Annotated in this window: 8 protein-coding genes; 4 read left to right on the plus strand and 4 right to left on the minus strand. The window is 48.9% G+C overall.

Translation table 11 applies throughout. The annotated features are described in order from the left end of the window. Window positions 1-76: 76 nt before the first annotated feature. Window positions 77-583 carry a peptide deformylase gene (gene def / locus KDW_RS11470; RefSeq protein ID WP_151756076.1) on the plus strand — a complete coding sequence of 169 codons (507 nt, stop codon included), beginning with the start codon at window positions 77-79 and terminating at the stop codon, window positions 581-583. A gap of 73 nt (window positions 584-656) precedes the next feature. Here the strand turns inward: def and KDW_RS11475 are convergent, their stop codons facing one another. Then, complete coding sequence (locus KDW_RS11475; protein WP_151756077.1) at window positions 657-1,028, minus strand: hypothetical protein; 372 nt, start codon at window positions 1,026-1,028, stop codon at window positions 657-659. 372 nt (window positions 1,029-1,400) lie between these two features. Further along, window positions 1,401-1,589 carry a helix-turn-helix domain-containing protein gene (locus KDW_RS11480; protein ID WP_151756078.1) on the minus strand — a complete coding sequence of 63 codons (189 nt, stop codon included), beginning with the start codon at window positions 1,587-1,589 and terminating at the stop codon, window positions 1,401-1,403. 1,486 nt (window positions 1,590-3,075) lie between these two features. Between KDW_RS11480 and KDW_RS11485 the strand changes: the two genes are divergently transcribed. Beyond that, complete coding sequence (locus tag KDW_RS11485; RefSeq protein ID WP_151756079.1) at window positions 3,076-3,684, plus strand: RNA polymerase sigma factor; 609 nt, start codon at window positions 3,076-3,078, stop codon at window positions 3,682-3,684. 130 nt (window positions 3,685-3,814) lie between these two features. Continuing rightward, entirely contained in the window at window positions 3,815-4,855 is a 1,041-nt protein-coding gene (locus tag KDW_RS11490; protein ID WP_151756080.1) for an ABC transporter ATP-binding protein, read from the plus strand. A gap of 146 nt (window positions 4,856-5,001) precedes the next feature. On the opposite strand, the gene KDW_RS11495 is transcribed toward KDW_RS11490, so the two are convergent. Beyond that, window positions 5,002-5,199 (minus strand): helix-turn-helix domain-containing protein, encoded by a 198-nt coding sequence (locus KDW_RS11495; protein WP_151756081.1) that lies wholly within the window; start codon window positions 5,197-5,199, stop codon window positions 5,002-5,004. 725 nt (window positions 5,200-5,924) lie between these two features. Here KDW_RS11495 and KDW_RS11500 point away from each other — a divergent pair. After that, window positions 5,925-8,645, plus strand: a complete 2,721-nt coding sequence (locus tag KDW_RS11500) for a winged helix-turn-helix domain-containing protein (RefSeq protein ID WP_162005150.1) — start codon at window positions 5,925-5,927, stop codon at window positions 8,643-8,645. 78 nt (window positions 8,646-8,723) lie between these two features. On the opposite strand, the gene KDW_RS11505 is transcribed toward KDW_RS11500, so the two are convergent. After that, window positions 8,724-11,498 carry a winged helix-turn-helix domain-containing protein gene (locus KDW_RS11505; RefSeq protein WP_151756083.1) on the minus strand — a complete coding sequence of 925 codons (2,775 nt, stop codon included), beginning with the start codon at window positions 11,496-11,498 and terminating at the stop codon, window positions 8,724-8,726. Window positions 11,499-11,817: the final 319 nt, after the last annotated feature.

The raw sequence follows: 11,817 nt of genomic DNA on the forward strand, positions 1-11,817 counted from the left end.
GATACGATTAAGGGCAATTATAACACTTATGTATTGACAGTCAGCTAGTGTGATGTGTAGGGGCACTGAGAAAATTATGGCCATTCGGAAAATTATTACCACTGAAAATCCAATTCTACGTCAGAAGGCAAAGAAGGTACATCGTTTTGATCCATCGTTGCAACGACTTGTGGAAGACATGTTCGAGACGATGCGCGAAGCTAATGGAGTAGGGTTGGCAGGCCCACAAATTGCACAATCAATTCGTGTCTTTGTAGCGGAATACGAAGATCGAAAAGTAGCCGTCTTTAATCCCGAGATTGTCAAAGCGGAAGGCGAAGAGCCTGGACAAGAAGGCTGCTTGAGTATTCCCGGCTATATTGGTGAGAACATTCGCCGTGCAACCAGGATTGTGGTCAAGGGGCAGGATGTGAAAGGGAAAGCTATTCGGGTCAATGCCGAAGGCTGGTTTGCCCGTATTCTCCAGCACGAGATCGACCATCTGGATGGTATCCTGTTTGTGGATCGCCTGGATAGTCCTGAAGATTTACACGAAGTGCGCGAAGGTGACCTCGAAGAAGGGGAGCCAGCACTGATCGAATAAACAAGCATACAAAGAGCGTAGGCATTCACTATTAGAAGCGAATGCCTACGCTCTTTTTTTATATCAACAAAACCTACAATTTTTGTTGTTTACGTAGCATTGATACATGTTGCTGTCCTAAATGTTGCCCACAATTAGAGCAGACATAAAACCCCTCTTCACGATAGTGAAGTTCGTTTACATGAAAGTGAAGATAGCAAATTCCACAGCGCGTGGCATCTGACTGACTGGCAATCTGGCGATCGTGTTCAAAAAGCTCTTTCAGCGATTGGACCATTTGCTCAAAATCAGATGTACCTGGTTGGGGACTACGCTCAATTCCCAGTGTTCCCAATGATGGTAAAGCCCCGGTGCTACTATTGGCACGTGCTTCACGACGACTTACAGCAGAACTACTATGATTGGATGCTCCACTTTCGGATTCATTTGTATAATTATTGCTCAAAGCAAAAATCTCCCACCCACACAATTGCAACGGATAACGCTCCAGTAATTATACCTGCCGTGGTTTTACAAATCAAGTTATAGCCAATGGATGAAGCAAACTCTGAAAGTATGTGTATAAAAGATAGTCTTACGATACTTTTATCTGCGTATTGAGGATATGTATACAGGATGCTGAGCGAGTACGTGACTGGCTGTGTTGTTTCTTCGCATGTCCCCCACAGCGAAGACAGAGGTCACAGTATGCGCTGAACCATTATAGTGACTGTGAGTTCAGCTAAGGACCAGGTATCCAGTCAAGATTATAGCGCCATAGCAGCTGGCGCTCCATAGTATTTGCCTGAGCTGACAGCACTACATTGGTATAGGTACATTACTCGATATTGCTGCCATCACCAAGGACGCGATCTAATGTTTCGCGTTTAATACGATAGACCTGGCGTGAATGGACATGTGGTAAAACGACAGCCTCCAGAACTCCTTGTTTGACCCAGCGACGTACAGTGGCATCGTCTACGCGTAAAATGCGTGCAACCTCGGATACAGTTAACAGATTGCTCATAGATAGTCTCCTCCTACCTGAAATGGATTTTCATCTGTTTCAATCGCACGGATACCCATACCTGAAGGCATGGGGAGGAAGTGCGCCTCCTTCTTGCTGTTGCTCGTGTGTCGTCCCTTGTGGGAGACCGTTTTTGGTGGGAACGGTCAAACCCCACTGGTTTCCCAGGTAAGGTGTGCCTCGACGGTGATAGCGGTCTGCACATCCTCTGAGCACGGCCTCGAACCCCGTCTGGCTGGTTAACTCAGAAGTTCTAGAGCAACACGCTGGCAAGCACGCGTTGGTAGGTTCTTTGACACTGCCGCTATCGTAGCCCGATGGGTGCATGCACCCCTGGCTGGGTCTGGTCAGGTCCGGGCTGGTGCTGGACGGGCAGATGCCTCCCCCAAGCATAAGCCCCCGCGTTTACGCGTAGGGTATCTGACACAAGTACTTTGTATATAAAGATTGTATAATATTGATGAAGACTTGTAAAGCTTTATAAAAAGAGATTTTGACTAATTTATTAAATTGACATTATATTTTTGCTTTGAACATTATGTTAAGAGGCATAACTAAAAAAAAGGTGAGTAGTATGCTACCCTTTAAATGTGATATCAAACATCTTTAATGCGCTTGTTTGTTATTTGTTTGATCAGTTATGGTAAGGCTATTATGGATTAACTTGTGGAACATAGGGCAAAGAAAATGAATATGCATAATAATTTTTTATTGGACTATAAACACATAGATGGAGTCTCTTTTCGTACATTTTATAGAAAAACTACATAAAAAATCGGTTTATTAGTAAGGTTTTGCGGGCTAGTACATTGTCAAATTTCGTGTGATGGGTTGTGCGCCCGCTGCGCGGGCGGGAGGGGGGAGATGCCGGGGGCACAGCCCCCGATCCCCCAGTCAAGGGGCTCGCTGCCCCTTGCATCCCCGGCTCGCTGCTCCTTGCCTCCCCGGCTTGCTGCTCCTTGCATCCCCGGCTTGCTGCTCCTTGCATCCTCGGCTTGCTGCTCCTTGCATCCCCGGCTTGCTGCTCCTTGCATCCTCGGCTTGCTGCCCCTTGCATCCCCGGCTTACTGCCCTTTGCATCCCCGCTTCCCTATCATATGATGTCTGACAGAGTACTAGAGGGCGGGAGTACATGTGAGAAAAGACCGATTTTAAACTCTGCATAGGGCTATGCAAATGGCTTGCTGGCGGCGAGCCGGGCGTATCGCTTCAGGTTAGCTGTGCTAAGCTCTGAAATCGCGGGCTAGTCGTTTCCCCTGGTGGGTGGATGAGAAGGCTTGTTGGTGAATCGTCCTTTTGGAGGATGACAATTTCCTCAACAATCCGCTACACTTCTGACTAGACACACGGATTGCAAAGTAACTTTTGGGGAAGACAAAAATGAGCATATCGAAACAGGTTCATCTAGCTATATGCTCATCCGGTCCTCCGGTTATAGGGATTGGTGAGATTGGAAAGAGCCATGTGTGATAGAAAGGATCTCCCCATGCAAAAGCGAGAATATGTTCCTTCCAAATGGTTAGAGTCTTCTGATGGAGTCCTGGTACATGAGGTTTTAGCCGGAAATCAAATCGCCTTTGAAGCTCTCGTTGAACGCTACCACACAATGCTCTATCGCTTTATTTACCATCATCTGGGTGAATATGATCAAGCATGCGATGTGCTGCAGCAGGTATTTTTAAAATTGTATATTGCTTTGCCCACGCTGCCAACAGGTGAGCAATTGAAGCCATGGTTATTTCGCGTGGCGCAGAACTGTTGTCGTGATGAATTGCGCAAGCGGCGCAGAAGACGTGTGACCCTTTTTTCCGCCCTGGAGTGGCAATCAGAAGAAGAAGAAATGCCCCCACTGGCAGCAATCCCAGATACACATCCTTTACCTGAAGAGATTGCTGAATATCATGATTTACAGCACGCATTGCAGCAAGCGATTCAAGCCTTACCGATCAAGTTTCGTTCAGTTGTATTGTTACGTTACCTCTATCAATGTAGTTTTTCTGAGATTGGTCAGGTCTTAGAGATGCCGATGACCACGGCCAAAACATACTATTACCGTGCCTGTACCAAGCTACGAGCCTCTTTAAAGTCCCGTTAGCATCAGCTCTCACTGTCTCTTTCTTCACATTCTCCCATGTGCTACACAGCAGAGAATGTGCGGAGAGAAGCGGGTGAGCAAGCAGATGGGAGGTATGATATTTGTTTGTTGAGTAAAAAAGGATCCACATATGGATGATCCGCCAAAGAAAATACCCAGCCACGATAAGCGGCCATCAGAGCACGCTGAGATCGTCCTGAGAACCGAAGACCTGACCAAACGCTTTGATACATTTACGGCGGTAGATCAACTCAGTATCGAGATGTATCGAGGTGATGTGTATGGACTGTTAGGTCCAAATGGATCAGGTAAGACCACGACGATTCGAATGCTCCTGGGCCTGATCCATCCAACCGCCGGGCGGGTGAGCATATTGAATTATGATATCAATGCTGGCAAACAGCGTTATCAGGCCCTGGGACATGTTGGAGCGATCGTCGAGGAACCTGTCTTTTATCCTTTTTTGACGGGACGCGAGAACCTGCGGGGAGTGGCTACCTTTGCATGTATGGCCGCCAATGCGGCGACAAACGAACGCATCGAAGAGGTACTGGAACTGGTTGATCTGGCCACCAGTGCAAACATTGTCTATCATAAATACTCACTCGGCATGAAGCAACGGCTGGCGCTGGCGGCTACCTTACTGCACTATCCACAGTTGATTATTCTAGATGAACCCACCAATGGACTGGATCCAGCCGGTGTAGTAGATGTCCGAGGACTGATTACACACTTAGCGCAACAAGGGATCTCAATTCTCCTCTCCAGCCATCAACTGCACGAGATCCAGCAGGTGTGTTCACGTGTCGCCATCATCAAAAGAGGGAAACTCCTGGTGCAGGGTTCCGTGCAGGATCTCTTGTCCGAAAAGCAATGTATCGTGATCAGTTTTCCCGAACCTGCTTTGCTGGAGCGTGCAGAACTGCTTCTGCATACACAGCCGCAGGGAGACATGTTATGGATGAGGAATGCGCGGATCGTGGATGTAGAGCAAGGGGCCAGCTGGACACCACCCGGGGAGAAAGTCTTAGAGATTGAGACGACGATGGAACGGGCGGCCAGTGTTAATACGTTTTTGGGTGAGCGTGGCATCTATGCTGCCGAGATTCGTCGGCGCGACACCAGCCTGGAACAATACTTCCTGGAACTGACCGGTCAGCCCCTGCATTAAAATTTCTCCAATCTGTCAGGGCCGAATCAATCGAGAGCAAACAATCGAGGACAAGCCTCAAACCTACATGTATGTCTTATACGAAGATACCCGGTCAGACAGGCGATGCTTCAAGTATCGCCTGTCTGACCGGGTAGCATGTTGTTTTATACGGATAGAGCTGGTTGATTGAGTAGTGTATCGATCGTGCTACGGCGTACACGATAGGCCTGACGTTTGCCAACATGAGGCAATGAAACAGCCTCTAATGTTCCGTGTTTAATCCAACGGCGTACGGTTGTATCATCCACGCGTAAGCGGCGTGCAACCTCGCGAACAGTTAACAGTTCATCGGTTTGTTCCATAGGTGTATCCCTTCATCTAACTATCATCGTGAGTAGAACGTATCTGAACTAGATTATTCCTGGAATAACTCAATGTTACTCCCCACTATATATGGCCTATTAAATCTAGCCAGCCTTAAGCCAGGCAGCATGACAGGAAGACATGCTATCGCTGATGAAAGATCTCTTCGGCTGTGAAGTTCTTGATAATTCTGTCTGCCCCTTTCTCTTACGGTTGCATGTGCAAATAGTCTCTCTCGCTATGCTCAGCTAGCGTACAATGATGTTACAGCATTAGTATAGTGAGGACGTGATAGTGTGTGTTCCACCATCAGGTGGAGAAAAAGGTAGGATTCACACATGTACGTCTGTATGGTAGTAGAGAGTAGTTGCCCCATTATCCAATCCAGTGAGGTGGGATCCTTTATGTGATACTTGTATGACCCAGGGCGTAACAAGCTTTCATTTTTTGAGCTGGCATTTTTGCATATGTTTTCAATAAAATATGGATACGATGCCTCCTCAAAATCACATACTAAAGCATTTCCCTCCTGTATTGTTATTATAATGATATAAAAAAGAGTAAAGTATTGATATGAAGATACCTGAAATGCTGTATAAATTACTATATGTATTCATGTATTTACATAGATAAACACAGTGAGTTTATTGTATAATAGTAGTTGAATGTTTTGATCAAAGCGGGTATTGCTAGCAGGGATGCGGGTTGAAGAAGGAGGATGGAGATGGACCTGGATCTTAATAAGCAACTTCTGCTTGCAACGAAGCTGGCCATACCACCTAATTATGCGCCGCTCATTATTCCTCGTTTGCGCCTCTCCTGTAAGTTAGAACGTGGCATCCATCATCCCGTAACCTTGATCTCTGCACCAGCTGGATCTGGCAAGACAACGTTACTGAATACATGGCTGCAGGAATATCCTGCGAATGTGGCCTGGCTCTCTTTGAGCAATGAAGATAATGACCTGCAGCGCTTCTGGCGTTATTGTCTGGCAGCTTTAGCGGGGATAGATCGTCAACTCGTGCAGCAGGCGAGCATGCTTCTGGATGCCTCAGTCGCAATCGAAGAGGTGCTGGCGGCGCTCATTAATGCCATGGTGGCCTATGATCGAGAGTTGTTGCTGGCGCTGGATGACTATCAAGCGCTGCAGTTGCCCGCGATCCATCAATCAGTAACCTTCTTCATCGAGCACCTTCCGGCGCATGTGCACTTATTTATCAGTACGCGTGTTGAGCCACCATTACCCCTGAACCGCTGGCGCGTACGCGGTCAACTGCTGGAGATAGGTTTAGCGGATCTGTGTTTTACCGTGGAAGAGAGTCGCGAGTTTCTCGTGCATGCGATGCATCTGCAGTTAAAGCCAGCTGAACTAACAACCCTTATTCAGGAAACTGAAGGTTGGATTACTGGATTACGGCTCATGGCACTTTCAGTACAAAATAAGCCAGCAGGCGAGATGTCAATGGACTATCATGGCCGGTCGTGTGGCATCAATCGTGACATCGCCCATTATTTAACGGAAGAGGTTCTGACAACAGTACCTGAGGATGTACTGGAATTTTTGCTATTGACCTCGATTCTCACCCGCTTGCAGGCTGATCTCTGTAATGTTGTCACAGGGCAAAGCAACGGACAGCAGATGCTGGAGTGGCTAGAACAAGCGAACATATTTATGTATCCCATTGAGGAGGAAGGTGTCTGGCATCGTTATCATCCGCTCCTGGCAGCCTTATTGCGCCAGCGCTCAGGCCAGAAGTATCCAGAGCGTATCAGCGAGTTGCACATGCGGGCAAGTCAGTGGTATGAACAGAAAAGCATGGTGTATGAAGCGATTGAACATGCATTGGCGGGCAAGGCTTTTGAGCGGGCAGCCGATCTTCTGGAAGCACATGCCTGGCCGTTATGGCTGCGTGGACACATCCCTTTTTTGCTGGATTGGCTACTAAAACTGCAAGACCAGATCGCGTTGGAGCAGCGACCAGTGCTAGCCTGTTTATTTGCCTTTATCTATCTGCATAGTGGGAAATGGCGACAGTACGAGCAGATGCTGGCGATTGTACAGAGGAACTGGCGTGGAAAGCAAGATATAGATCTGCAGGTCGGAGTATTGGATTTACAAGCTTACCATGCCATCTGTCTCGGAGAATGCGAGCAAAGCTTGTATTATACCCGGCAAGCCCTCGAATACAGTCAGCACAAACCATTACAGGCAAGCTTCTCGCATGTCCTGCATGGAATCGCTAAACTCCAGGACGGAGATCTACAACAGGCACAATTACATTTTATGATGGGAAAGCGTTCCGGCATCCAGAGCCATCGTACATTAGCTGTAGCGAGTGCCCTTTTTTATCAGGGACGTAGCAAGGTATTGCAGGGAAAACTGCACGAGGCACTGGATCTTTATCAGCAATGCATCAGTATTTGTGGTGAGGGCCTAGTCTGGCTAAACATGCAAGCTCATTTACAGCTTGGTCAAATCTATCTGGAATGGAATGAACTCGCGCAAGCTGAAGAGTATCTTGACAGCGCTATGTGTCCTGGTCAGCGTCTGGGCGAAAACGCTCTGGCCCTGATAGAGGCCAACATACTGGCGGCCCGTTTAGCCTGGGCCCATAATAATCCTGAAAAAGCGCTCTGGCTACTAGAGCAAGCAGAAAATCGCGTTGCCCAGTTGGATAACCCGCATTGTGCGTTGGCTGAGATCTCTTTCGTGCGCATCCACTATTGGTTGCTACAGGGTAAGTATGATCTGGCTAAACAATGGATTGAAGAACACTATCCTATCAATATGCCCGTGAAAGGGCAACTAGAGCAAGAATACCGGGGTATGATGAGGGCGCGCCTGTTACTGGCGCAAGCACATCCAGAAGAGGCGCTTACATTGCTCCAGAAGCTTTTGACGACCATACAAGCTCAAGAAAGAACGGGCAGTGAACTTCAAGTCGAGGTCTTGATGGTTCAGGCCTATGACGCTATGAAGGATAGTCGTCGTAGCAGGCAGACGTTAGAGCAGATGCTCTTGCAGGCCGAGCCAGGAGGATATCGACGCCTGTTCCTGGAAGCTGATCAGACAATGATGACCTTGCTTTCAGATCTGTACCAGCGCCAGCAGAAGCGCTATTCCGGGGATATACCACCGCATGTACTGAGCTATATCCATACGCTATTACTGGACTTTGGTTGTGATGTAGAGCCGCGTGACTGGTGTTCCTGGCAGAAGCGTGCCCAGCGTGCCCAGGCATCCCTTGAGCAGCTAAGCGAGCGTGAGCTTGAGGTATTGAAACTGATCGCCGAAGGACATTCGAATCAGGAGATTGCTCGTACGCTGGTAGTGGCCGAGAGTACGATTAAGACCCATCTGAACAATATTTATAGTAAGCTGAACGTAAACTCGCGCCTGCAGGCTCTGACCAAAGCTCATACCGTTGGTTTGCTGGCGTTTTGATCGCCGTTACGAGAGGTTGCAGCGGCAACGGGGTTGCTTGTTGGTACGCGAAACAGGTTACAGCCTTTAAGGTTGCCGTTACGGGAGGTGTTGGGTTATGCGTGGGTGGGCGAGGGGTTCGGTGTCGACTTCGCTGCGGCGGAGTACTCCGATGTCGTAGGCGCGGGTGACGGCCTGGAGGCGGGTGTGGACGTGCAGTTTGGCGTAGATGTTGTTGAGGTGGGTTTTGATGGTGCTGACGGTGACGACGAGCTTCTGGGCGATTTCTTGATTGGATAGGCCTTCAGCAATGAGACCCAGGACCATATATTCACGCTCGCTTAATTTATCGATTAACTCATCGTCGTTATCCTGCGATACGAGCCAGCGTGGGGGTTGAGCCTCGGTACCAAATGAGGAGAGTAGCGTGTAGAGGTAGCCCAGTGAGACTGTTGTGGTGTCGGCTGAAGTGTGGCGCTGATATCTGCTGTAGAGTTCCGTTAAGAGGGCAGCCATGATTGGTCCTTCGTCTATAAATACGCGGATATAGCCGCCCGGTTCGGCCAGGAGTAAGACCTGTTCGAGCTTTTGCATGGTGGCCTGGGTATTGCCCTCACTATGATAGGCCAGCGTAAGCAAGGTGAGTAGCGAGATCTGACTTTTGACATGTCCATGCTCGTAGCTGTCCTGGTAGGCTGTTTCCAATAATTGAATAGCTGCCTGCCCCTGGCTTTGCGTAATGAATAGTCGCGCCTGTGCCATGATCCAGTATTCTTTTTCAGCGTTGGAGGTGGCCGCGGTGAGTGATGGCGTATATTGTATCAGCCATTGCCGGGCTGCTTTGTGGTCTTTTTGCTGTAATAAGAATTGCAGGCGCAGCTCAACTATCCGGGCCAGGAAGGTAGGATTTGGACCAAAGATTTGTGAACTCTGCTCTGCCTGATCCAGATATGTTAACGCTTGTTCATGCTCTTCCTGTAACCACGCCAGACGCGCCTGCACCAGATAGCGATCAGCAGCTTTAAAGTCCTCAGTGGGTAGTTGCTGGCTGAGTTGCTGCGCTTGATGCATATGTGCCAGTGCAGTCGAAAGATCATTCCATTCAAGATACAGGTCTGCCAGTTGAATATGGGCAGTCGCCGTCGACCAGAGAAAACCGACCCCGGTTTCAGCATAGATCTGTTGAAATGTTTGCAGCGCGCCACGCAGATTGCCTTGCTGTTTTTGTAGCATGCCACGATAGAGAGCGGCAGTCAATGCTGTTGGGATATAGCCATACTTGTGACTCAGACGATAGCCCTCGGTGAGATAGTGGTTGGCCTGGATCAAATCTCCCTGTAATAACGCGCCTGCACCCAGGTGGACCAGCGCACAGCAATAGAACGGCGAATCCGTGTCTTTTTCCAGGTGCGCCAGCGCCTGTTGTGCGAACTGCAGAGCCTGTTGACCATTGCCACGAGCCAGTGCGACCCTGGCGCGTAAATCGCACACGCCACTGAGCAGCTGTGTATTCTGTTCCTGTTGCCAGACCTGCTCGGCCTGGGCCAGCCATTGTTCATAAGCATCCATCTCACCCTGTAGGAATGATGTATAGGCATGCAGGAATGCAAGCATCGGACGTGAGGACACTGTGTTTTCTGGCAAATGGGCCAGCCAGGAATGCACCTGAAATTCTTCGCCATTCTGAATGAAGTTCCAGGCGTGGCGCTCAATCAACTGGGCCGCCCACTGCATATCTTCAGCCAGGAGAGCATGTTGAATAACCTCGATATCCATGCCATGTTGCTCATACCAGAGTCCAGCGCGGCGATGCAATGTTGGTAGCAACGCTTCATATTTCTGCTTCAAGCGATAGCGCAATAACTCCAGGAAGAGCTGATCATAGCGATACCAGCGCTGTTGATTATCCAACGCATTCAAGAAAAGATTATTTTGCTCCAACCATTCGAGCACGGCTTCGCTCTCGGTTGTGTCAGTAACTGCATCGCAGAGAGAGGCCGTGAGGCGTTCAAGGACAGAGGTCTGCAGCAGGAAATTCTGTACTTTCTCAGGCAGGTGTTGCAGGACTTCATCGGTCAGATAGTTGAGTACATTGCGATTAAGTCCCGAGAACGTTTTGATAAACTGCGCAATCGAAGTATAGCTACCGCGTTCCTGGAGCGAGAGAGCGGCCAATTGAAGTCCGGCGATCCAGCCCTCGGTCCGTTTTCTGAGTTCAAGCACATCCTCAGGGCGCAGCGTTAGATTCATGGTTTGCAGCAAAAATAAGCTGGCCTCTTCCTCGGTAAAGCGCAGATCGTTGGTGCGGAGCTCGGTAAGTTTGCCCTGTACACGGAAGCGAGCCAATGGGAGCGCAGGCTCGCGGCGTGTAATCAGGATGATATGAAGGCAGGGTGGGAGATGTTTCAGCAAGAACGTCAGGGTTTGCTGGATCTCAGGCAGAGAGATGGTGTGATAGTCATCCAGCACCAGCACCGTATCCTGTGCGAGTGCCATGGTGGTGTTGATTAATTGCGTTAACATATTTTCAATATCTGGCGGATGTTGCTCTTTTTGCCAGTATTCGCCCAATTGCTGCAAATCGGGATGAAGCTGTCCGAGCGCGGTTAGAATATAGCACCAGAAGCGCTGCACACTGTTATCCCCAGGCTCCAGCGAAACCCAGGCAGCCGCCAACTGGCGTCGACGGATCCATTCGCTGACCAGCGTCGTTTTACCAAAACCAGCCGGGGCAGTAATCAAGGTGAGAGGCCGTTGCAAACCAGAGTCCAGCGCGGTATATGCATGGGTACGGGAAATAATCTTTTTCAGATAGAGCGGCGGAATAGCTAACTTCGTCGTAATTAACAGAGGATCATGATTTCCTCGTTCCATCAGAGACTCCTTTTCCTCATGCAGGTTCAGGAATGTGTCATGTGATTTTCCAGTTAACAATGTGCTCTCCCACCTTCTTTACTATCGGCGGGATACGGCATAGAGAATAATCAATTGTAAATATACTGCCTGTTCACCAACTACGGAAAAGCCAGCGTGAATGCCACTGAAGTGCGGTTACTACTATCGCCATACCTTAAAAACTGGAAGCTGATCAGTTGTGCGGAACTACTGCAGTCTCACTCATACGATGTCAGGAGGATACCTTTACTCTAAATACTGCCTCGTTGCTTATCATAGTATATCATAGCGTCTCATA

It is taken from the genome of Dictyobacter vulcani (genome assembly GCF_008974265.1).
GTDB lineage: Bacteria > Chloroflexota > Ktedonobacteria > Ktedonobacterales > Ktedonobacteraceae > Dictyobacter > Dictyobacter vulcani.